Genomic DNA, 21,592 nt, shown 5'->3' with positions numbered 1-21,592 from the left:
GGNCCACCCCGACCCGCTCCGCCCCGGCCCGCTCCCTCCGGGGGCGTTTCCGCCGAGTGCGCTCCCTCCGGACGCGCTCCGCTCCGGTGGGCGCGGGCTGGCGCTCGTCGCGGCCCTCGCCGACCGCTGGGACTGCGTGCCCCACCCGCCCAGCGGCAAGACCGTCCGCGCGGTCCTCACCTCCCCGGCCGCCGGGGCCTGACCGCGTACGGCCCCGGCTCCCCTCCACCACCTCCGCCGTCCCCGCCTTCCCCTCCCTCGTCGCCGTCGCCCTCCTCACCGTCCTCCGCCTCGTCGCCGTCACCCTCCTCTCCTTCCTCGTCCTCGTCCTCGTCGAAGGGGTCGGCGAACGGGTCGGCGAAGATCGACGGCAGCGTCTCCTCGACCGGGTCGCCGAGTTCGTCCTCGGTGAGGAGGATCCGGCGGAGCATGTTCAGCGGGTACAGGCGGCTCTCCGGGTCGTCGGGGGCGCCGACGCAGGGGTGATCGAGCGCGGAGGTCTCCCCGGCCGCGCCGAAGAACGGTTCGAGCTCCCCGCTGACGATGTCGGGGACGTACTTCCACACCATCCTCCGGTGGCGGCGGAACACCTCCCCGACGTACCAGACCGCGCCCTGGACGAAGGGCGTCATCCGCCGGTCGGTGATCTCCTCCATGCTGCTCGCGGCTGCCCGTACCAGGCGGTCCACGATGCCCAGGGAGGCCGGGGTGAAGTCCAGCGCGTCCGCGAAGCCGGTCCGTCCGGCCCACTCCTCGTGGGCGTCCCGGCGTTCGCCCAGCCACCCGAGCAGGTCGGGGTGCCGGGTCGGGTCGTACGTCTCGTCAGGTCCCGTCATGCCGCCGACGCTAGTGGACACCGCCGGACCACCGCCCCGGCGGCACCGGTCGGCCGCGGACCGCTCGACGGCCGGGTGGCGGCGGGGTGGCGGAGCCCCCGGGCGTGGTCCGACGGACGGTGCGGCGAGACGCACCTCCGCGGGAGCCCCGGTACCCCGGGCGGCTCCGGAAACCCGCCGCGACCGGCACCGGCGGGGAGGCCGCCCCCGCCGGGCGGGCCGGACGGGCCGGACGGGCCGGACGGGTCAGACGGGCCGGACGGGCCAGGCAGATCAGACGGGCCAGTTCGCGAGGCCGAACTTCACCAGGTTGGTCATGCCGAAGCCGGCGGAGATGACGAACCTCGTGGGGTCGAAGACGTCCTTCTCCTGTCCGGTCACGGTGCCGGCGACGAGGGGGCCTTCGTTGGGCAGCCACAGCGGCCCTCCGGACCATCCGGGGCCCAGCTGGTAGACGTCCCGCGAGAACTCCAGCTCGAGTCCCGGGTCGTCGTTGTCTATGTCGACGATGGACATGTTGAACTCCACCGCGGGTCGGCCCTGGAAGGAAGAGGGGTAACCCGTGGAGTTGTAGCGCCTCCTGTAGTACTCGTTCTCGCTTCCGAACGCCACGGACCCCATCCAGCCGAGCCCTCGGCCGAGCGGGGTGTAGAGCCGGCAGATGACGTAGTCGTAGCCGGTCGCCTCTCCTGCCGGTACGCGAAATCCCCGGAACTGCGAGACGAACGAACTCCCGAAGGGGGGACGCTCACCCTGGCGGAAGCCTGGTATGAACTCCATGCTCCAGGGGTTCGCGTCCCACGGTGCGACGTGGCTCGCGGTCAGCATCAGGTTCGGTCCCACCAGCACGCCGCTTCCGGCGGGCCTGCCGTTCGCGAGGACCAGGCCGTTCGTCCGCCACGGGTACGTGAGCCTTTCCGCCTCCGAGGCCCTCGGTTCCATGTAGACCCGGCTCGGGTGCTCGGCCGTCCGGAACGGCGTGAGCCGGGGAACGAACTCGTGCGGCACCCACGGCGGCCGGTAGCCCTGGGTGCCGTCGATGGCGTTCCCGTCGCTCTCGCCGCCCGTCGGTTCGAGCTCGGTCCGCTCTCCGCCGGGTATCGCCGTCAGGATCTCCTCGCCGCCCGGGTTGTCGATTATCTGCCACATTCCGGGCACCCCGGGGACTTCCTCGACCCCGAAGTCCAGACTCGGCTCGGCGTCCGACCTGACGTACGGGCCCCGCTGCCCCGCGAGGAGTTCCCCGATGTCGGAAGGTTCGGACTCCGCTGCGGGTATCGGCGCCGCGTCCGCGAATTCTTCCAACGTCATCCAGGAGCTCAGATATTCTTGGGAAGCCGACGCATACTCACTCATGTTCTTTCTTCTTCGTGTGACGCAGCAGCGCGCCGACCCGTGGGCCGGACGGCGTCCCGCGCGGTGCGGTCGAACGATCGGGCGGAACACCTCGGCCGCGGCCCTGATCGCCTTTTCCGACAACCCCGTCGAGGTCACGAAGCCGGGACCGGTGGTGACTTCCGGGCATCCCGTGGCGGGACGCGCTCGCTGGGTTCGGACCGGAGGCGACAGGTCCTGATCGGCTGCACCACGACTGGGGACATGACCAGGGGATGCCCTTCGTCACGCACGAGGAGGCGTGGTCGCCGCAGCCCCGACTGCTGTCCCCCAGGCTACGCCCGCCCCCGCGATTCCGCACCCCTCTCCCGGAATTCCTGAAACATTCTCCAGGCGGGTCGGCCGTCAAATGTGTTCCACATTTTCGCGCGGTTAATATTGATTTTTGTACGGGTGGAAAGCGGGCCCTGGTGCGGGATTCTCGCCCGGCGGCCGGGAGGTCCGGCCGTCGCGCCTGCGGTGCGCGACCGGAACCGGATCGGGGGGCGTCGGTGCGGCGGGGTCCGTCGTGACGGGGCCGGGCGGCGTCCGCGCCGGAAAAGGACAGCGCGGCCGGGCGGGAGGGGTGCTCCCGTCCGGCCGCGCGGTTCGCGGGCCGTGGCCCCGGCCGCCCGCACCGGGCCGCCATGGTGCCGGTTCGGCGCGGGCCGGCCGCCGGTGGGCCTTCGGCGTGATCAGAAGGTCAGGCTCCAGCCGTTGAGCGTGCCGGTGTCCCCCGCCATCCGGTCGCTGACGCGCAGCTTCCAGGTGCCGTTCGCCTGCTCGGAGGAGGCGTCGACCGTGTAGGTCGTCTTGAGGTTGTCGGTGCTGTCGTAGCTGGTGCCCTTGAGCTGGCGGACGGTGCCGTCGGGGGCGATCAGCTCGATGACCACGTCGCCGCGGTAGGTGTGGGTGATGTCCACGCCGACCTTGAGGGCCGCCGGGGCGGCACCGGTGCGGCCGGTGACGCTGATGGAGGAGGTGACCCCGGTCGTCGAGTTGTCGGGCAGGGCGTACTTGGTGGTGCTGGTGTACACGTTGGTGCCGGTGTCGGTGCCGCCGGCGACCGCCGCGACCGTGCGCGCCGCGTCGGCGATGCCGGGGCCGCAGCCCTCGGGGCAGGAGCCGGGCAGCGGGCGGGCGTTGTCCCAGAGCGCGGTCTCGACCTGCGCCGGGGTGATGCCGGGCTTCGCGGCGGCCATCAGCGCGACGAGGCCGGCGATGTGGGGCGCGGCCATGCTGGTGCCCTGGTACGGCTTGTACGACTCGGCGGCCGGGACGCTGGTGCCGGCGTTCACCGTGGAGAGGATGCCGTTCTCGGGCGTGGTGACGGTGCCCGGGGTGTCGGTGGCGCGGCGCGTCTCGCCACCGGGGGCGGAGATGTCGATGACCTCGCCCCAGTTGGAGTAGAAGGCGCGGTCACCGGTGCGGTTGGTGGCGGCCACGGTGATCACCTTGCCGCAGCCCGCCGGGGTGAACAGCGCGGCGTTCTTGTTGCTGTTGCCGGCCGAGACGACCACGGAGGTGCCGCGGGCGACGGCGCCGTCGATGGCGTTCTGGTAGACGCTGGAGCACAGGCTCGCACCGCCCAGGCTCATGTTGATGACCTTGGCCGGGGTGGGGTTGGCGGGCACGCCGGCGACGGTGCCGCCGGACGCCCAGGTGATGGCGTCGGCGATGTCGATGGAGCTGCCGCCGCACTTGCCGAGCACGCGCACCGGCTGGACCTTCGCGCCATAGGCGAGGCCCACGACGCCCTTGGTGTTGTTGGCGACGGCGCCGATCGTGCCGGCGACGTGCGTGCCGTGCCAGGAGGAGGTGCTCGCCTTGGAGTCGGTACCGCACTCGCCGGCGGCGCTCCAGTCGCCCTCGTCGGCGGCGTTGGCGTCGCGGCCGCCGCCGTCACGGGCGCGGGCCGCGTCGGAGATGAAGTCGTAGCCGGGGACGATGTTGGCGGCGAGGTCCGAGTGGGCCACGTAGCCGGTGTCCAGCACGGCGACGGTCACGCCGGTGCCGGTGGTGCGGCCCCAGGCCGCCGGGACGTTCATGCCGCCGGTGGGCTCGAAGAGGTCCCACTGCTTGGCGTAGTCCGTGTCGTTGGGGGTGGACATCGCGTAGGCGAAGGTCTCCGCCTCGGCGTAGGCGACGTCGGGGTCCGCCTTGAACTCGGCGATCAGGTCGTCCACTTCCGCCTTGGAGCGCTTGCCGCCGAGGTGGAAGACGGCGCCGCCGGTCCCGGTCCTGCGCTCGAAGGTGAGCTTCTCGCCCGCGGCCCGGGCCTTCCCGGTGGCGTCGGTCGCGGCGGCCTTGTTCGAACCGGCTTCCTGGGTCTTCGCCTTGTAGCCGACGACGATGCGCTCGGCCGGCATCTGCGGGGGCGCGGCGAGCGGGTCGTGCGCGGTGACGGCGGGGGCGGCCGGCTCGGTCGGAGCGGCGACGGCCACAGAGGAGAAGGCGGCGGTGGTGGCGATGGTGGCACACGCGGCGGCCAGGGATATCAGCCTTCGTCCGTTGGCACTGATCACAGGGTTCCCTTCGGAAGCACTCGGTGGTGGGGGAAGTGCGGGACCGCACAGCGTCGTGCGACGTCCTCCGGTCACGGCCGGCGCCCTGTCAAGAGCATGAACCTGTCAGGTTGATGGATTCGTGGACCCGCTGGAGGAGGCGGAACCGCGAGCCCCTCGGCCGTGCTGCCCGAGAACGTCCGGTGGGCAGACACTAGGCGGCCCGCGGACGATGCTGATACGGGGAAACCCCTTGCAGGAGGACGAGGGTCGGCCCGCAGACCCGGCCCGGGACCCGGTCCGCGACCCGGTCCGCGAGCCCGCCGACGACGCCCCGCGACGACGTGCGGGCCGCCCGGGACCCGGCCCGGAGGCTTCGCGCGGGGCTTCGAGCGGGGCTCCGTGCGGGGCTTCGTCCGGGGCTTCGTCCGGGACTCAGGCCGGGACTTGGGCCGGGACGTGGGCCGGGGTCTCGCCTGGGACCTCGTCCGGAAGTTCGTCCGGGGCTTCGCGGAGCGCCGGACGGTCGCGCCCCGCCGCAAGGCTGACGGACCGCCGGAAGCGGACCTCACGACGGCCGAGGAGCGTCCCGGCCTCCGGCTCCCGGCAGCACCGCGCGAGGCGTACACACTGCCCGGCGGGCGCCGGGCCTCACGTCGAACCGCCCCGCGTGCGCCGGGACCTCATCGGTGACGCGGCTCTTCAGCACCCCCGTGTCGCGGGCATGCTCAGCGGGATCGGCTCACGGTTGCGGGCCGCCGCGCCAGCAAGCACCACGGCCAGGACCTGGGAGCAGTACGTGCGGGACACGCGGGACACACGGAGGAGCAACCCATGACCACGACCATCGGCATCCGGCACCACAACGACCTGGGGCCCGTACGCGCGACACTGCTGAGCGTATACGCCGACGTGCGCGCGGAGCTGCTGCATCTGCCGAACTACACCGTCGACGCCTTCACGGAACGGCTCGACCGGCACGCCGGTGAAGCCGGGTGGGAAGCGGTGATCGGGTACGACTCGGGGGAACCGATCGGCTACGTGTACGCGAACACGATCCTCGACGGGGACAGGTGGTGGCGCCGGGTCTCTCCTCCGCCGCCCAAGGGGTACACGGAGCGGCCGGCCGTGGCGCTCAAGGAGATCGGCGTACGGCCTCCGTGGCGCGGCACCGGCGCCGCCCTGAAGCTGCACGAAGCCCTTCTCTCCCACCGGGAGGAGCCGTACGCGACCCTCATGGTGAACCCGGCGGCAGGAGAGGGGAAAGTCCTCCGCCTGTACGAACGCTGGGGCTACCGCAGCATCGGCAGCAGCCGGCCGTCCCCCGGATCCCCGGAACTCACGGTCATGGTCCGGGAGCGCTGACGGGGCGGCAGGCCGCGTGAACGCGGGAAACCCCGCGTCCCGCCCGCCTCCGCCCGAAGCCGCCGGACCGTCCCCCGGTCCCGGCCCGGCGGCCCGTACGCCGGGCCCCGTACACCCGGCGCCGCGCGCCCCACCCCGTACGTCGGACCCCGTACACCCGGCGCCGGGCCCCGTACACCCGGTGCCGCGCACCGCCACGGGCGGACGAACCCGGCGGACGGGCCCGGCGGACAGGTCAGAGGGCGCCGCGGGCCCAGGGGCCGGTGATCGCGAAGGTGATGCCGGGGGTCTGGATGTTCACGAACAGCCAGTTGCCGTTCTTCGGCTCGAAGACCGAACCGGCCCACTCGGAGCCCCGGTGGTCGGCCGCCGCGACCTTCTTGCCGGCGGTCCCGTTCCGCAGGTCCACGTTGTTGGCGGCGAAGCGGAAGATCTCGCCGCCCGTGGTGAGCCCGTGGACGTACTCGGTGCCGCCGCCGTCCTCGCACAGCACCAGGCCGCCGCGCGGGCTGACGCACATGTTGTCCGGGGCGTTGAGGACCTCGGCGCCGGGGGACGCGAAGAGCACCCGGAACTCGTCCGTCGCCGGGTTCAGCTCGAAGACCTGGCCCTGGCGGGCGGGGCCGCCGTCGGTCGTGATCACGTAGATGCGGTCGTTGCCGTACCAGGCGCCTTCGAGGCGGCTGAACACCGCGGCGCCGTTCGCCTGCGCCTGGAAGCGGACGGTGTCCTCGGCCGGGTCGGCGTCCTCCACGGGCACCCAGGAGACGGTGCCGTACGCCTTCTCGCCGTCGCCGCGGGTGTCGTACTTGCCGGCGCCGATGCGCAGGGCTTCGAGGCGCCCGCCCTTGGACAGGTCGCCGGGCACCGCCGGGACGAACCGGTAGAGCGAGGCGTCGCCGCGGTCCTCGGTCTCGTAGACGTAGCCGGTCGCCGGGTCGATGGCGACGGCCTCGTGGTTGAAGCGGCCCATGGCCTTGTAGGGCTCGGGGTTGCCCTTGCCCTGCGAGGCCACCTCGAAGATGTAGCCGTGGCGCTTGCCGGCGTTCGTGGAGAAGGTCTCCTCGCAGGTGAGCCAGGTGTTCCACGGGGTCGGGCCGCCGGCGCAGTTGCGGAGGGTGCCGCCGAGGCTGCCGTAGGACTCCAGCCACTGCCCGGCGTCCGGGTCGAAGACCAGGGTGGTGGTGCCGCCGCCGGCCTCGGAGTCGTAGGCGGGGGCGGTGAAGGCGGGTCCGGCGCCGCGCTCGTGGTTGCGGACGAGGTGGACCCGGTCCCCGTACCGGAAGGCGGCCATGCCGTCGTGGGAGCCCGGGGTGGGGACCCCGTCGTCCATGGGGTCGTTGGTCCAGCCGTAGGAGACGTACTCGAAGCCGCGCGGCAGTTGCAGCAGCTCCAGGCCGGTCGCCTGGTCCCGGACCGGGCGCAGCGGGCCGTACCCGGCGTCGAACTCCAGCTTGGCGGGCGCGGCCGTCGCCGTGCGCGCCGCGAGGGCCTGGAACGGGACGGACGCGGCCGCGGCCACGGCGGCGCCGCGCAGGAGGGAGCGCCGGGCGAAACCGGAACCGGTCGGCGTCGCGGCGGACTCGTCTGTCATCGGGGGTCCTCTCGGTGCATCTGGCCGGGGGGCGGCGCGAGCCACCCTAGGAGCAGCCGTTCGATCCCTCCCCCAACGGGACGTTACCGTTAGGTGAACCTCTTTTCGGCCATGCATGGGGCCGTTCAAGCCAATGGCGGACGCCCTCTCCCTCCTCGGCGGAGGTACGACGTATCGGGGAGCCCGCCACGCGCGGGGCGGGGGCTCGTGCGGGATGGGGCTGTGCGCGGGCGGGGCCGTGCGGACGGACGCCGTGCGGCGCCGGGACGCCGGGCGGGACGCCGGGCCATGTGGGGTGAAGGGCCGGACGGGACGCCGGGGCGGCGGCCGCTCGCCCGTCCCGAGACCGGGAGTCCCCCGGTTCGATCGTCCCGGTGGACGTTCCGTGGGCCCTTTCCGTGCGAATCCCCTTACCGGACAAGGTTGTTGGGCGACAATGACCCTCCGGGTGGGAGGTCCGCGCCCGGAGGGCGGGCCGGGAGCCGAAGGGGTGGTGGGGGTGTCACGGGGCTGGAAGGTCGCGGTGGTGGTGCTGGCGGTGGCCGGGGTGGTGTCCACGCCGGTGGTGTGGCTGCTGGACGGCCCCGGCGCGGGGCAGATGGCCGGGGCGTCCGTGCAGGCGGCGGTGGCGATCGCCGCTCTGGTGTGGGCGGTGTTCCAGCCCGGCGGAGACCGGGCGGAGGCGACGGTGACCGGATCCGGGCCGGCGGAGGCGACGGACGGGGCCCGTTCGGTCACCGGACTCCTCCGGCGTGCGGGCCGGGGTCCGACGCGGGTGGAGAACAGCGGAGCTGCCACCGCCCGCGGCGCCGGCAGCAGCGCGGTGAGCGGGATCGAGGACGTCTGACCGGCCCGCCACGGGCGGGGCTCCGGGAATGCGGGACGAACGACGAGGGGGCGGGTGAACATGGCGTGGTGGCGCCGGAGGCAGGAAGAGGACGGGGCTCCGGACGCGGTGGTCGTGACGGACACCGGGGAGGCCGTCGCCCGGAGCGGCGGCAAGGCGGTGACCGGCCACAGCGGTCCGGTGCCGGCGAACAACCGGGGCCCCGGCACCCGGGTGGAGGTGTCGTGTACCGGCCCCGCGACCGCCAACGGCGGGATCGCCGTCTCCGGCTACCTGAGGGTCGACACGCTGCGCGTGGAGCAGCGCAGCCCCCAGGAGCCGATGCCGTGGCCGCACCGGGTCGGCACCGTCCCGCGCGAGTCGCGGTCCTTCCAGCACCGGGCCGAGGCGGACCAGCTGCGGGCCGCGTTCGCGGACGGGGGGACGGCGGTGCTGACCGGGATGGGCGGGNTGGGCAAGACCCAGCTGGCCGCCGGGTACGCCCGTACCGCCTGGGGGGAGGCCGACGGACACGGGGAGCTGGACGTGCTGGTGTGGGTCACCGCCGGCAGTCGGCAGGCCGTCGTGGAGCGGTACGCGCAGGCGGGCGTCGAGCTGTGCCGCGCCGATCCGAACAACCAGGAGAGGGCGGCCGAGTCCTTCCTGGCCTGGCTCGCTCCCGGGGCCGGCGGCAGGCCGTGCCGGTGGCTGGTCGTCCTGGACGACCTGGCCGACCCCGAGGACCTGTCCGGCCTGTGGCCGCCGGCCGGTCCGCACGGACGGGTCCTGGTCACCACCCGCCGCCGGGACGCCGCCCTGGCCTTCGGTGGCCGCCCGCCGATCGAGGTCGGCCTGTTCACCGACCGGGAGGCGTCGGCCTACCTCACCGACTGCCTGGCCGGGCACGGCCGCACCGCCCCGCCCGGCCAGACGGCCGCGCTCGCCGCCGATCTGGGGTACCTGCCCCTGGCGCTCTCCCAGGCCGCCGCCTACATCACCGACTCCAGGGAGACCGTGGTCGCCTACCGCGGCCTGCTGGCCGATCGCACCGCCACCCTCGCCGACGCGGCTCCCGACGCGCTGCCCGACGACCAGTCCCTGCCGCTGGCCGCCGCCTGGTCGCTATCCGTCGAACGCGCCGACACCCTGCGCCCGGCCGGCCTGGCCCGCCCCATGCTCCACCTGACCTCCCTGCTCGACCCCCACGGGATCCCCCGGGAGGCGTTGACCGCCGCTCCCGCCCTGGCCTACCTGGCCTCGGAACGCACCGGCGCCGCCGGGCAGGGTGCCGCGCGGGAACCGGAGCCGGTCTCCCCCCGTGACGCCCGGCTCGCCCTGGCGGCCCTGCACCGCCTGCACCTGGTGGACTACACCCCCGACACGCCGCACCAGGAGGTGCGGGTCCACCAACTCGTCCAGCGCGCCACCCGCGACACCCTCGGCCCCGGGCACCGGCACCGCCTCGCCCGTGCCGCCGCCGACGCCCTGGGCGACGCGTGGCCCGAGGTGGAGAGCGCCACCCCGCTGGTCCAGAACCTGCGCGCCTGCACCCTCGCCCTGGCCGAGCACGCCGAGGACGCGCTGTGCCGGCCTGACGACGGCGCCCACGTGGTGCTGTTCCGCGCCGGCAACAGCCTGGGGGCGATCGGGCAGGTCACCGCTGCCGCCGACTACTACGGGCACCTCGTCGACACCGTCCGGCGCCGCCTGGGCGGTGACCATCCGGACACCCTGATCGCCCGCCAGAACCTCGCCCAGTGGCGGGGCTGGGAGGGGGACACCACCGGCGCCGCCGCCGACCTGGAAGCGGTACGGGATGACATGGCCTCCCTCCTGGGGGAGACCGACATCACCACCCTCACGGCACGTGCGAACCACGCCTACTGGCGGGGGGAGAACGGGGACGCGGCCGGCGCGGTCGCCGATCTGGAGGCGCTGGTGGAGGAGATGGGCCGGTCGCTCGGCCCCGACCATTCCCACACCCTGACCGTCCGCTACAACCTGGCCCTCTGGCGGATGAACGCCGGGGACACCGACGGGGCTCCCGCCGCGCTGTCCCTGCTGGTCCGGGACATGGCCGAGGCGCTGGGGCCCGACGACTTCCGTACGCTCCTCTGCCTCGGCACCCTCGCCCGGTGGCAGGGCGAGGAGGGGGAGGCGGCCGAGGCCGCCGCCGTGCTGGAGCAGGTGGCGGAGAGGATGGGCCGGGTCCTGGGCCCGGATCACCCCCACACCCTCACCACCCGGCAGTACCTCGCGCTCAACAGGGAGCGGATGGGGGACGCGGCCGGGGCCGTCCGGATCTTCCGGGACCTGCTCTCCGACCTCGTACGGCTGCGCGGTCCCGAGGACCACCTGACCCTCACCGTCCGCTACCAACTGGCCGACTGCCGGGGGGACGCGGGGGACGCGGCAGGGGCCGCGGACGCCTTCCGGGAGCTACTGGGAACCACCGTACGGGTTTTCGGCCCCGACCATCCGGGTGTTCCCCAGCTCCGTCACCGCCTGGCCCACTGGCGGGGCATGGCGGGCGACGCGGCAGGGGCGGTCGACGCGTACCGGGAGCTCCTGGCGGACCGGCTGCGCGCGCTCGGCCCCCACCATCCGGACCTCCTCGCGATCCGCACCCAGATCGCCGTGTGGCAGGACCAGGCGGGGGACGCGGCCGGGGCCGTCACCGCCCTGCGGGAGGTGTTGGAGGACGAGGTGCGGCTGCTCGGCCCAGAGCACCCCGAGACCCTCACCACACGCGAGAGGCTCGCCAACGCGCGGGCCATGGCGGGGGACCCGGAGGGGGCCGCGGCCGATCTCGAAAAGGTCCTCGCGGTCCGCGCGCGCCTGTCCGGCCACGACCACCCCCAGACCCTCGTCACCCGGCGCAACCTGGCCACCTGGCGGGGGAAGGCGGGCGACGCGGCCGGAGCCGCTGCCGCTCTGCAGGACGTGCTGGAGGACTTCGTCCGGGTGCTGGGCCCCCGCCACCCCGAGAGCCTCGTCACCCGGCACAACCTCGCCACCTCGCGGGGGCGTGCGGGGGACCCTGCCGGTGCCGCGGCCGCCCTCGCGGAACTGCTGGAGATCATGATCGCGGTGCACGGCCCCGACCACCTCCACGTCCATGCCACCCGCCGCAACCTCGCCGAGTGGCGGGAGGCGGCGGGCGGTTGAGGAGCCCGCTCGGGGTCGGGCGGTGGCGGTGGGGGTCTCTCCGGGCCGCGGGCCGCCGCGGGCCCCGCGACGGGCGCCCGCCCCAGTCCGGTGCGGAACTCCCGCACCGGACTGGGGCAGGGAAGGGGGGAGCCGCTGCGGGTCGGCACGGAGGCACCGCGAGCGCGGAAGCGGAGGCACGCTGGCCGGTGCGGCGGACGCGGGCGGACGGGCGGGGCGCGCGGTGCTCAGTCCTCCGGGGCCAGGGCGCCCGTGGCGAGGCCCTCGCGGGCGACCTCGGCGAGCTGCCGGCTCAGCTCCTCGACCCTGCGCATCCCCTCCTCGAACTCGGCCAGGGCGCGGAAGGCGGAGCCGTACCGGCGCTGCTCGTCGATGCCCATGCGGGGGATGCGCGAGCCCCGGCCGTCGAGGCGGAAGGTGCCGCTGAGGCTGGTGGAGCGGCGGGAGTTGGCGGAGCTGCGCAGGAAGCCGCGGAGGTAGTCCGTGTCGAGCTGCTCGCTGGCCGAGACCGGTTCCGCCCCCTCGTACGTGACGAGTCCGGCGCGGGCGAGGTCCGCGACGCTGGTGCTGGCGCCCTCCAGCGAGCCCGGTCCCCCGCCCGGCGCGAGCCCGGGCAGGAGCGCGGCGAGCCGGCGGACCTGCTCCTCCAGCTCCTCGCGCAGGGCCGCGTACTCGCCGGGGTAGTCGCGGTGCCGGGTGCGCAGGTGGAGGCCGGGGGTCAGGTCGACGGTGTCGTCGAGGAGCTCGATCAGCGGTACGTCGGCGACCTGGTCGGGGCGCGGTTCCAGGCTCCCGTCGGGGCAGTTGCCGGTCAGGTCGACCATGCGCACCGCGGGGCCGGCGTCCGCGCTCCCGGTGCCCTCGGGGCGGCGCAGGCACCAGAGGTGGACGGGCAGGGCGTGGGAGGTCGCCGTGCCCGGCGGCAGGGCGACCACCTGGCGCACGATGCCGCGGCGGACGAGCTCCGCCCGGATGCGGCGGCCCGCCTTGCGGTAGGCGACCGAGGCGGGCATGACCATGAGGACCCGGCCGCCGGGGGCGGTGTGCGCGTAGGCGTGCTGGAGCCACGCGAGCTCCCCCTCGGCCTTGGAGGGGGTGCCCAGCTCCCAGCGGGAGTCGAGCAGCAACTCCTCCCGCCCCCAGTCGGTCACGCCCGCGGGGGGATCGCAGACGACCAGGTCGGCCCGGAGGTCCGGCCAGGCGTCGGCGCGCAGGGAATCGCCCGCCGCGACGCGCACGTCCGGCCGGTCCGCGAGGGCGGCACGGAGCTGCGCGAAGCGGGCGCTGTCGGCGTCGATCTCCTGGCCGCGGCACCGCACCCCCGCCTCGGCGGCGACGGACAGCAGCAGCGTCCCGATCCCGCAGGCGGGGTCGAGGACCGTGGCGCCGGCCGGCAGGTCGGGGGCGAAGTGGCGCACGGCCCGCGCCACGCGCTCGGAGGTCACCTGGTCCGACCCCGCGCGCCGCGCGGAGTCCACGAAGCGCTCGGTCAGCCCGTTGACGAGGTCGACGGGCTTCTCGGTTCGGGTGACCTTCTCCAGCCGGGCGGCGATGTCGTCCCGCAGCGCCGGTTCGCGCTCCCCGGCCAGCGCGGCGGCGACCTCCGCCAGGCCCGCGACCATCCGCTCCCCGTACGCGGCCCGCATGGCCTGCCACAGTTCGACCTCGGGCGAGACCTCCTGGCCCTTGCGCTGCCCGTCCAGCCACGCCTGAACCTCGGCGAGCGAGTACAGCGGACTGTTCGCGGCGCCCCCCGCCGGGGCGGGGAAGTCGTCGTAACGCCGGCGCCAGTTGGAGACAGCGGCCCGGGTGACCCCGGCCAGCCGGGCGATCTCGGAACCGGTGACAAGCGGGCCGACCGGCGAAGCGGCATTGTCCGTCATGATCTCAGCGTACACGCGGCGGAATTCACACCCCAGAGGCAAACAAGTTGACGACGTAAACATCTTCACTTCGCCCTCACATGTGTACGAATGCTTCCGCTCGGGGCGAGACCGGGGGCGAGGAAGGTGAGAGGTCAGGGCCACAAGCCGGCGGCGGGCGGGAGACCGGGCGGCGCGGAGCGCGGAACCCCCACCGGCCCGGATACGCGGACCGGGGGCCGGCGTGATCAACGATCAGGACGCCCACGCGGGTCGCGGGCGGCAGTCCGCGGAGTCGATCGTCCGCTGTCGGAACTCCCCGGAAGCCCCACGGACGCCCGCTCGCTCAACAGCCCCGCTCACGCTCCCACCTGCGAGGGACGGCGCCGACGGACGCACTGTCAGAGGCCGCGCCCAGGGTTGCCGACGAGGTCACCGGCGGGACGTGCCGGGGGCGTTCGGAGCGATCGTTGAAGGGGGCATGCCTTGGTGGAACCGGGAGCCCGGGGCCCGGGCCGAGTGGGTGCTCGAGCCGTTGGCCGGGGTGGGACCACTGCGGTTCGGGATGAGTTCCGACCAGGTCGCGGCGGCTCTGGGCGGGGCGGTCGCCTCCGTTTCGCAGGGCCTGGGCAGCGGGAGCGGTTGGGGCTGCTACGGCGACTGGGGCGTGACCGCGGTGTACGGGGAGGATTCCGGTCTGCTCGCGGTGGCGATCGACGCGATGGGCGGCCCTCTGGTGCGGCTGCGCGACATCGAGCTGATCGCCCGCGTACCGTCCGAGGTGCGCTCGGACATCCACGACCTCGCCCGCCGGGAGGGGGCTTCGGTGCGGGTGAACCGGAGCGGCGATCCCGAAGTCGAGGCATGGGGGGTCTCCCTGGGCGCCTCCTTGGAACTGGGGTTGTCGTCCGAGGGGTACGTGCAACGCGGGGACGCGGTGATCACCAATGCCCTGATCGTCGGCCCCGAGGCGGCCGCGGACCCCCACGGGGCCGACCCGATCGTCCAGTGGCAAGGCGCTCCCGAGCAAGAGCCGGATGCGGGGACGTGGCAGGTGAAGGCCGAGCGGGACCGGCCGCGCTGGGATTGGACACCGTTGGAGGGTGTCGGGCCGCTCCGGTTCGGCATGTACCCGTCCCAGGTCGCGGCCTCGCTGGACGAGGAGCCGGCCGCCCGTCATGGCCGGTACCCCTTCGGTGAGCCGTGGGAGGGCCCCGGCGAGTGGATCCTGTACGGCGACCGCTTCGACACCACCGGTGTGACGGCACACTACTCCTACGGGCGCAGCCGGCTTCCCGAGTTGGGCGCCGTCACCGTCCACGGCCGCACCGGCCCGCAGGTCGAGTTCGAGGGCATTCGGTTGATCGGCATGCCGGTCTCCGCCGTCGACACGGCTCTGACCCGGCGTCTCGAAGAGAACGGAACGGGCATGGTCATCGGCTGCGGCGGAGATCTGGGACCGGACGGTCTCCACATGTACGTACGAGCCGCCAGAGCCGGCGACGCCGCGATCAGCGAGGCACGGTTCTGCGGAGCGGAGTGGGAGGACCACGGCTGACCCGCGGGACGGCCTCACGGTTCCTGCACGCTGCGGCGAGTGAGGGGCGCCCACATCGGCCACGCGGGACGCGCACGCCTCCCGGGACCGGAGGAAGCCGGGCGGGCGGCCACCGGACGCGCACGCGACCTCTTCTCCGCTCGGCTTCCGCGGAATTCGCGTTCCCGGTGAATGCGGGAAAGCCGAACGCGGGAAAGCCACCGGAATCGCGAACGGCCCCCTTCGGAGGCCGTCGTTTCCCGATGCCGCGATGTGGAAAGCCCCGAACCCGCCCTCGCCGCCCCGGATCTGCACGTGGTGATGTGCCGTGCGATGTGCACCGTCACCTGTACGCGGTGCTGAGCTGCGCTGTCGGTGGGGAGTCGAACCCCGCGTTGCTCTTCACGCGCCAGGCATGGGCCGGAAAACCGCCGGCCCTCGGTGTGTGCACGCCTCCGAAGCCGCTACCTGCTCCACATCGTTCCTGCCCGCCGGACCGCTCAGTCCAGCAGGTCGGCCTCCCAGTTCGCCCGCTGGATCCGCACGTCGATCTCCCGGATCTCCCGAGCCAGCGCATCCGCCTGGCCGCGCAGTTCCGCGACCGGGAGGGCGGAAAGCATCACCAGCTCGGACCTGAGCTGCCGCCCGTACCCTCGCTCGCCCTGGCCCGCCGCGGCGTCCGCCGCCGCGGTGACCACGGAGTGACGCAGCCGCAGGACGTCCCGCCGTGCGAGGGCGTCGGTGAGCGTGCCGTCCGGGCCCATCTCCACGGCGGCGTTGGTCCGGTTGATCCGACGGATCAACGCCTCCAGGGCGTCCAGCACCTCACCGGTCTCGGCCAGCAACCGGGCCGCGTCCTCGGCGGGTGTCTCCCCCTCCTGGTACCGCGCACTGCCGACGATGCGCGCCCGCAGCTGCTCCACGCGGCGCGTCGCCTCCGCGCGTTCCGCCAGTGCCTCGGCAAGCTTCACCGACTCCGCCTCCCCCTCCACGAGTTCGCACGAGTATACGAGTGCGAACCGGCTCACCCGCATCCGGTTTTCGGCTCGCGAGGGCCTTGCCGACACTCCGGGGTGAGGGCGGGCCGCTGCTCACGGCGCAACGGAAGGAGACGAACGGGAATCCTGCGGTTTCAGTACCAAGCGGCAGTCGGCCGCGTCGGGAGCGTCGAGCCGGCGGTCGAACTTCCGTCCGCCGGTGGACGTCCCTGCGCAGCCGGTGCGGGTTCCGGTCCGGAAGGTGGGCCTGGTGAGGAGGAGTTCGGGCCGAGTGCCCTCAAGTGGCGCATTCACATCCGAAAAACGGTCGGAAAACGGAGGCGGCCGGTTGCCGAACCGGCCGGCTTCCTCGAAGGGGCTCCTGAAGGCTCCGGGGCCCCTTCGATGACATGCCCGACGAAATGCCCGGCGACATGCCCGGCGATCTTCCATGAGAGTCGGCCTTTTGAAGGCCACCGAGGCCGGCCTGCCGGGCGTCTCACGCCTCCAGCCGGCTCAGCGCCCGCATGGCCTGGCGTTCGATGCGCGAGAGATCGCCGAGGACCGCGCCGGCTTGCACGAGGGGCTGCGTCTCGCCCGATTCACCGACCTTCCCGACCAGTGCCGCGATGTCCGTCCACAAAGCGGCCGCCTCGGTGTACCCCGCATCCGCTATAGGAACAAGCACATGGGCTTCCCCTACGTGCAGTACTACCGAGGCGGAAAGCGCTACGGGAAGTGGGCCTACCGACCCGGCTTGCGGCACATCTGGCGGGCCTGGCGTTCTCTGTAAGGACACCGGTCACGGGTGAGCCGATGTGACACTCGGGGGTGCGAGGCGGGCCGAGGCACCCGCTTCGCACCCCCGATCGACTTCGAAACGAAAGGTTGGCCATGTGGAAAGGCTGTACTCCGCTCCTAGGCACAGAACTCGATCCGCTCCGCCACGAGATCACGGGCTGGGAGCTCCCTGGCATCGGGGAAATAGACATCGAATCAGAGGGCTACCGTATGTCGGTGCTGCCCGCAGACGGCTCTTTGCGCTTCGAGCTGGCTTTCTCCAACGCGTACACGGAGTCCGCATCAGCACCGTACCTGCCGCTCGGGCCAGTGTCCCTGGTTTTGGAGGCTGTGCGCTCCATCAACGTGGAAACCCTCGGGGCCCCTGCAGAACCGCTCTGGAAGCGAGTGCTGCGCGGCGATTCACACGACGAGCTGCTGCGGATGGTTTGGGACGAGAGGAACGATGTCCTGCACGTGAGGAACGGCAGCACAGTCCTTACCTGCCAAGGCGGGACCTGGCACTGGCAGCTCGACGGCGAGGCCGCAGTCTGAAGGCTGCCCCTGGCTGAACTCAGGAGCCAACGGAAAGCTGCCGCATGACCTTGTCCGGTTCTGTCTCTACTCGCGGTTTCATCTGAAGGCTGCCCCTGGCTGAACTCAGGAGCCAACGGAAAGCTGCCGCATGACCTTGTCCGGTTCTGTCTCTACTCGCGGTTTCAAAGGCGGCTCGGCCAATCGGCTGAATCAGACATTGGTGAACGATCTGCGGAGTTGCGGGACAGACCTTGGTGAGCCGTCGAGCATGGCAGGATACGGAACCACCAGGGCCCCTTCGGTCGCCGGTGTGACGAGTGGAATCACCACGCCAACGACGAGGGGCCCTGCCTCGTCACCACACCCACTGACCAGCCCATTTCACCCGCCAGCACAGGGTGAAAGAGGCTCAGTCAGCGGAAAGGTGTCGCGGGAAAGGAGGCGACTCCTTTCACTGCATCAAGGATTGCCTCCTTCTCCCTTTTGGATGAAGAAATATCCGACGAGACAGATGCAGGCGATGATTGCCAGCAAGGCCCACCCGCCAGAATTTCCGGAAATGATCAGAAATGCCGAAAAAAGGATTCCGATCACGGCGAAGAATCCGGCGAATTGGATGTACCGCTTCACAGCTGCTCGCTGTTCCATGGACCAGCCGACACGAGGCATGAGTTCTCCCTTTTAGGAAGGGGATGGGCGGAAGGAGATTCTCTCCTTCCGCCCATCCGGGGACATCAACCGCTGACTGCGTTTGAAGCTATTTGACTCGCACTCCAGGAAATGGCGTAGCAACCTGCCGTAGCCCCGAGGGAGCCACCGAGGGTGGGTGCAGCGGTAGCTGCCACCGCTGCACCGCATACAGCACCCGCCGCGCTTCCCGCCACGACTCCTGCGACATCGCCCCACAAAGCCCTCGTGTCCCCTTCAGCCAAGTGAATGCCCTCGGTGACCAGATCGCCGACCGGACCAAGAGCATTCGCTATACCGTCGACGCTGAGAAGCCCCGTGGGGTCGGTGCGGTTGACGGGGTCGCCTTCGACGTAGGGGTAGGGGTTGGTTTCCTGGCCGGAGGGGTTGGGTTGGGTGAAGCGGCCGAGGGCGGGGTCGTAGTAGCGGGCGCCCATCTTGTACAGGCCGGTGGGGTCGAGGTAGGCGCCGGCGAAGCGGTACGGCTGGCGGTCACCCTCGCGGGTGACGATGAGCATGGTGACTCACTCGACCAGGGCGTGAGGCAGGTCGAGTGCGGCAGGACAGACGACCAACGAGGCTCCCGCGCCGGTGGGTTGAGACGTAGAACACCTCCTCCAACGACATGGGAGCCTTGTGCGTTGCAGGGACCGGTCCTGTCACCCGATCAGTGGCCACGCTGAAAGAGCTCCGTCCGCGACGAAGTCCGCGCTTACGCTGTCGACCACCTCGGCGGCGATGGTGGCGTGCTGATCGTCGACGAGACCGGCTTCATGAAGAAGCGCCGGGCCTCGGTGGGCGTGCAGCGGCAGTACACCGGCACCGCCGGACGCATCGAGAACAGCCAGGTCGGTGTCTTTCTCGCCTACGCCACCGGCCGGGGGCGGGCGCTGATCGACCGCCGACCCTACCTGCCTGAATATTCCTGGTGCACCGATTCCGAGCGCCGCCAGGCGGCCGGGACACCCGACGAGGTGCACTTCGCGACCAAACCCCGCCCGGCCTGGGAGATGATCGCCCCCGTACTGGACGCCGGGGTGGAAGCACCGTGGGTGACCGGCGACGAGGCATACGGACAGGACCCGCAGCTTCGTGCCGCCCTGGAGGCCCGCGGAACCGGCTACGTTCTGGCCGTCGCCGGCTCTATCCGGGTCCGGATCAACTCCGGCCGTACACCGATTCGCGCCGACACGGTCGCCGACCACCTGCCCGAGGCTGCCTGGCACCGGCAAAGCGCCGACACCGGCGCGAAGAACCTGCACTATTACGACTGGGCCTCGATCCATATCGGTACCGGCGAACACCGCCACCTGCCGATCCGCCGCAACCCCACCACGAGGGAACTCGCCTTCTACCTGTGCTGGTCACTCACCGCAGCGCCGCTGGCCGAACTCGTCCGCGTGGCTGGCAGCCGCTGGAGCGTCGAAGAGTGCTTCCAGGCCGCCAAAGGCCAAGTCGGCCTGGACCATTACCAGGTGAGGAACTGGACCTCATGGCACCGGCACGTCACGCTCGCCATGCTCGCGCTGGCCTTCCTCGCCACCGTCGCCGCCGATGCAGCCCTCGACCGGCCAGCCGACTCACATCACCACGGCCAAGGAGCTACCACGCTCCTTCCATGATTTCTTCAAAGATGATGTTCCACTCTGAGGCGGGGTCTGCGAAGGGGGTGGGATCGAACGCCTCGATCTTGGACCGCGTCTGCAGGGCGAGCGCTTCCTCATCCTCGCAGGAATCGCATTCCAGGTGATATTCCTGCAGGGCGCAGAGGCTGTAGACGAGGGACTCGACGTTACGGTGCATGAGAAGGTGTCGACTGGTGCCTTCCGGAAAAGCGTAGACGTTTCCGGTGGAAGTGTCGAAGGCTAGGAGGGAGTCCTGGAAGTAGCCCAAGACCGGCCAGGCTTCCGCTCCTTCCGGACACAGACGCCCAACAGACGAAAGGGATCCACCGAGAAGTGGGGGGTCTTGGTTGGGATTTTTGACGTCCATGCGCGAAAGAAACAAGTCGTCGTGCGGGATACCTACTTCACGGAGGACACGCATGGAGGGTGTCTCGATGGCAGGGTCGCTGTGCCTGTCTCGGGGAAACAGAACGATGCCCTGAAGGCCGAACAAGCGGATGATGTCGGACGTAGTGATGGAGTGGCTCATGGATGGAACCTCACCGAGTTCTGCGGTTAACGACCGTGCGCCTTCTTCAACGCCTCGGCGTCGGCATCGGCGGAAGGAGCGATGGGGCTCGACGGTGGGCCCTGCCTGGTCGCGGACCCGGTGCGGCTTTGGTCCGGCCGGGGCAGGGGCTCTCTTCGGGGGCGCGGCAGGGACGGGCCCGATGTCAGGGGCGGGGGAGGTCGGGGCCGGCGAGGGTGGCGACCAGGAGGGCCTTGATGGTGTGGAGGCGGTTCTCGGCGCCGTCGAAGACGACCGAGTGCGGCGACTCGAACACCTCGTCGGTGACCTCCAGCTCCGTCAGGCCGTGGCGCGCGTGGATCTCGCGGCCGACGGCGGTGCCGAGGTCGTGGAAGGCGGGCAGGCAGTGCAGGAACCTCACCCGCGGGTTGCCGGTGGCGCGCAGGACGTCCATCGTCACCGCGTACGGGCGGAGGGCGGCGATCCGCTCGTCCCAGACCTCCGGCGGCTCGCCCATGGACACCCACACGTCGGTGGCGACGAAGTCGGCGCCCGCGACCCCCTCGGCGACGTCCTCGGTGAGCGTGAGGCGGGCGCCGCTCTCCGCGGCGAGCTTGCGGGCGTGGATGACGACGTCCTCGGCCGGCCAGTACGGGCGGGGGGCGACGATGCGGAGGTCCATGCCGAGGAGGGCGCCGGTGACGAGGTAGGAGTTGCCCATGTTGTTGCGAGCGTCGCCGAGGTAGGCGAAGGCCACCTCGTCCAGGGGCTTGTCGGTGTGCTCGGTGACGGTGAGCACGTCGGCGAGCATCTGGGTGGGGTGCCAGTCGTCGGTGAGGCCGTTGTAGACGGGGACGCCCGCGTACCGGGCCAGCTCCTCGACGGTCTCCTGGTCGGCGCCCCGGTACTCGACGGCGTCGAACATCCGGCCCAGGACGCGCGCGGTGTCCCTGACGGACTCCTTGTGGCCCATCTGCGAACCGGAGGGGTCGAGGTGCGTGGTCGACGCGCCCTGCTGGGCGGCGGCGACCTCGAAGGCGCAGCGGGTGCGGGTGGAGGTCTTCTCGAAGACCAGGGCGATGCTCCTGCCGCACAGCAGCCGCACCTCGGCACCGGCCCTCCGGGCCGCCTTGAGGCGGGCGGCCAGAGCGATGAGGCCGCGGAACTCCTCGGTGGTGAGGTCCAGTTCCTTGAGGAAGTGGCGGCCGGTGAGGTCGGGGGCCATGGGTGCTCCTGTGGGTCTGCGGGCGGGCGCCGGACGGGCGGGAATGGAATTCTATACGGTTCTAAGCATTTCTATACGGGAAGGGTGTGGGCGGCCCACGGGGAGGTGGGCCTGCCGTTGTGCTGGTGAGCCGGGGTCCGAGGGGCCGAGAGGTCGGGGTTCGAGGGGCCGGCGGGTGGTACCGGGG

General features: G+C 72.0%; 17 protein-coding genes and 2 pseudogenes. 8 read left to right on the top strand and 11 right to left on the bottom strand.

What is annotated here, in order from left to right:
* Positions 1-3 precede the first annotated feature (3 nt).
* A partial coding sequence (locus MW084_RS17130; protein WP_275563666.1) for an ATP-binding protein occupies positions 4-202 on the top strand: 199 nt, incomplete at its 5' end.
* Here the strand turns inward: MW084_RS17130 and MW084_RS17125 are convergent.
* From MW084_RS17125 to MW084_RS17115, 3 genes are all read right to left on the bottom strand, one after another.
* Positions 177-836, bottom strand: coding sequence for a hypothetical protein (locus tag MW084_RS17125; protein WP_010474593.1), 660 nt, complete (start codon positions 834-836; stop codon positions 177-179). The genes MW084_RS17130 and MW084_RS17125 overlap by 26 nt on opposite strands.
* A 273-nt stretch (positions 837-1,109) precedes the next feature.
* Complete coding sequence (locus MW084_RS17120) at positions 1,110-2,147, bottom strand: trypsin-like serine peptidase (protein WP_010474592.1); 1,038 nt, start codon at positions 2,145-2,147, stop codon at positions 1,110-1,112.
* A gap of 758 nt (positions 2,148-2,905) precedes the next feature.
* A complete protein-coding gene (locus MW084_RS17115; protein ID WP_255130619.1) occupies positions 2,906-4,579 on the bottom strand; it encodes a S8 family peptidase in 1,674 nt (557 codons plus the stop codon).
* 969 nt (positions 4,580-5,548) lie between these two features.
* Between MW084_RS17115 and MW084_RS17110 the strand changes: the two genes are divergently transcribed.
* On the top strand, positions 5,549-6,079 hold the full coding sequence (locus MW084_RS17110) for a GNAT family N-acetyltransferase (RefSeq protein ID WP_010472709.1): 531 nt from the start codon (positions 5,549-5,551) through the stop codon (positions 6,077-6,079).
* A 235-nt stretch (positions 6,080-6,314) separates the two neighbouring features.
* Here MW084_RS17110 and MW084_RS17105 read toward each other — a convergent pair whose 3' ends face one another.
* The gene (locus MW084_RS17105; protein WP_010472710.1) at positions 6,315-7,673 is read right to left on the bottom strand and encodes an alkaline phosphatase PhoX; all 1,359 of its coding nucleotides are present in this window, start codon (positions 7,671-7,673) and stop codon (positions 6,315-6,317) included.
* 493 nt (positions 7,674-8,166) lie between these two features.
* Between MW084_RS17105 and MW084_RS17100 the strand changes: the two genes are divergently transcribed.
* From MW084_RS17100 to MW084_RS17090, 3 genes and pseudogenes are all read left to right on the top strand, one after another.
* A complete protein-coding gene (locus MW084_RS17100; protein WP_308403869.1) occupies positions 8,167-8,520 on the top strand; it encodes a hypothetical protein in 354 nt (117 codons plus the stop codon).
* A gap of 60 nt (positions 8,521-8,580) precedes the next feature.
* Positions 8,581-8,970 (top strand): annotated as a pseudogene (locus MW084_RS24350) (tetratricopeptide repeat protein); the annotation flags it as partial.
* A gap of 1 nt (position 8,971) precedes the next feature.
* Positions 8,972-11,667: tetratricopeptide repeat protein (locus tag MW084_RS17090; protein ID WP_275563665.1), on the top strand; the 2,696-nt coding region annotated here is incomplete at its 5' end.
* Positions 11,668-11,894: 227 nt separating this feature from the next.
* Here the strand turns inward: MW084_RS17090 and MW084_RS17085 are convergent.
* The gene (locus MW084_RS17085; RefSeq protein ID WP_029553647.1) at positions 11,895-13,550 is read right to left on the bottom strand and encodes an N-6 DNA methylase; all 1,656 of its coding nucleotides are present in this window, start codon (positions 13,548-13,550) and stop codon (positions 11,895-11,897) included.
* A 544-nt stretch (positions 13,551-14,094) separates the two neighbouring features.
* Between MW084_RS17085 and MW084_RS17080 the strand changes: the two genes are divergently transcribed.
* Entirely contained in the window at positions 14,095-15,087 is a 993-nt protein-coding gene (locus MW084_RS17080) for a hypothetical protein (RefSeq protein ID WP_193789355.1), read from the top strand.
* Positions 15,088-15,566: 479 nt separating this feature from the next.
* Here the strand turns inward: MW084_RS17080 and MW084_RS17075 are convergent, their stop codons facing one another.
* Together MW084_RS17075 and MW084_RS17070 are read right to left on the bottom strand one after the other, a co-directional pair.
* Complete coding sequence (locus MW084_RS17075) at positions 15,567-16,037, bottom strand: DIP1984 family protein (protein WP_010472717.1); 471 nt, start codon at positions 16,035-16,037, stop codon at positions 15,567-15,569.
* A 505-nt stretch (positions 16,038-16,542) separates the two neighbouring features.
* Complete coding sequence (locus MW084_RS17070; RefSeq protein ID WP_010472718.1) at positions 16,543-16,731, bottom strand: DUF4872 domain-containing protein; 189 nt, start codon at positions 16,729-16,731, stop codon at positions 16,543-16,545.
* Positions 16,732-17,060: 329 nt separating this feature from the next.
* Here MW084_RS17070 and MW084_RS17065 point away from each other — a divergent pair, with 329 nt between their 5' ends.
* Positions 17,061-17,378 carry a hypothetical protein gene (locus MW084_RS17065; RefSeq protein ID WP_275563664.1) on the top strand — a complete coding sequence of 106 codons (318 nt, stop codon included), beginning with the start codon at positions 17,061-17,063 and terminating at the stop codon, positions 17,376-17,378.
* Positions 17,379-17,819: 441 nt separating this feature from the next.
* Here MW084_RS17065 and MW084_RS17060 read toward each other — a convergent pair whose 3' ends face one another.
* The gene (locus MW084_RS17060; RefSeq protein ID WP_078571902.1) at positions 17,820-18,029 is read right to left on the bottom strand and encodes a hypothetical protein; all 210 of its coding nucleotides are present in this window, start codon (positions 18,027-18,029) and stop codon (positions 17,820-17,822) included.
* Positions 18,030-18,094: 65 nt separating this feature from the next.
* Entirely contained in the window at positions 18,095-18,565 is a 471-nt protein-coding gene (locus MW084_RS17055; protein WP_078571904.1) for an RHS repeat-associated core domain-containing protein, read from the bottom strand.
* Positions 18,566-18,739: 174 nt separating this feature from the next.
* Between MW084_RS17055 and MW084_RS17050 the strand changes: the two are divergent.
* Positions 18,740-19,627: pseudogene (locus MW084_RS17050) on the top strand (IS701 family transposase); the annotation flags it as partial.
* A 22-nt stretch (positions 19,628-19,649) separates the two neighbouring features.
* On the opposite strand, the gene MW084_RS17045 reads toward MW084_RS17050, so the two are convergent.
* Positions 19,650-20,201, bottom strand: coding sequence for an SUKH-4 family immunity protein (locus MW084_RS17045; RefSeq protein ID WP_010472724.1), 552 nt, complete (start codon positions 20,199-20,201; stop codon positions 19,650-19,652).
* Between the two features lie 184 nt (positions 20,202-20,385).
* Positions 20,386-21,405: an ornithine carbamoyltransferase gene (gene argF / locus MW084_RS17040; RefSeq protein ID WP_010472725.1), complete on the bottom strand. Its 1,020-nt coding sequence runs from the start codon at positions 21,403-21,405 to the stop codon at positions 20,386-20,388.
* Positions 21,406-21,592 lie beyond the last annotated feature (187 nt).

The sequence above is a fragment of the Streptomyces sudanensis genome (assembly GCF_023614315.1).
GTDB classification, from domain to species: Bacteria; Actinomycetota; Actinomycetes; order Streptomycetales; family Streptomycetaceae; genus Streptomyces; species Streptomyces sudanensis.
Note: the sequence above shows the minus strand (reverse complement) of the source record. Positions and strands in the feature narration are given on the sequence as shown.

What these genes read in the sequence shown, in the direction of transcription:
- MW084_RS17125 (WP_010474593.1), bottom strand. Translation starts at nt 836, where the DNA reads ATGACGGGACCTGACGAGACGTACGACCCGACCCGGCACCCCGACCTG.
- MW084_RS17120 (WP_010474592.1), bottom strand. Translation starts at nt 2,147, where the DNA reads ATGACGTTGGAAGAATTCGCGGACGCGGCGCCGATACCCGCAGCGGAG.
- MW084_RS17115 (WP_255130619.1), bottom strand. Translation starts at nt 4,579, where the DNA reads ATGCCGGCCGAGCGCATCGTCGTCGGCTACAAGGCGAAGACCCAGGAA.
- MW084_RS17110 (WP_010472709.1), top strand. Translation starts at nt 5,549, where the DNA reads ATGACCACGACCATCGGCATCCGGCACCACAACGACCTGGGGCCCGTA.
- MW084_RS17105 (WP_010472710.1), bottom strand. Translation starts at nt 7,673, where the DNA reads ATGACAGACGAGTCCGCCGCGACGCCGACCGGTTCCGGTTTCGCCCGG.
- MW084_RS17085 (WP_029553647.1), bottom strand. Translation starts at nt 13,550, where the DNA reads ATGACGGACAATGCCGCTTCGCCGGTCGGCCCGCTTGTCACCGGTTCC.
- MW084_RS17080 (WP_193789355.1), top strand. Translation starts at nt 14,095, where the DNA reads ATGAGTTCCGACCAGGTCGCGGCGGCTCTGGGCGGGGCGGTCGCCTCC.
- MW084_RS17060 (WP_078571902.1), bottom strand. Translation starts at nt 18,029, where the DNA reads ATGCCTCGTGTCGGCTGGTCCATGGAACAGCGAGCAGCTGTGAAGCGG.
- MW084_RS17055 (WP_078571904.1), bottom strand. Translation starts at nt 18,565, where the DNA reads ATGCTCATCGTCACCCGCGAGGGTGACCGCCAGCCGTACCGCTTCGCC.
- MW084_RS17045 (WP_010472724.1), bottom strand. Translation starts at nt 20,201, where the DNA reads ATGAGCCACTCCATCACTACGTCCGACATCATCCGCTTGTTCGGCCTT.
- argF (WP_010472725.1), bottom strand. Translation starts at nt 21,405, where the DNA reads ATGGCCCCCGACCTCACCGGCCGCCACTTCCTCAAGGAACTGGACCTC.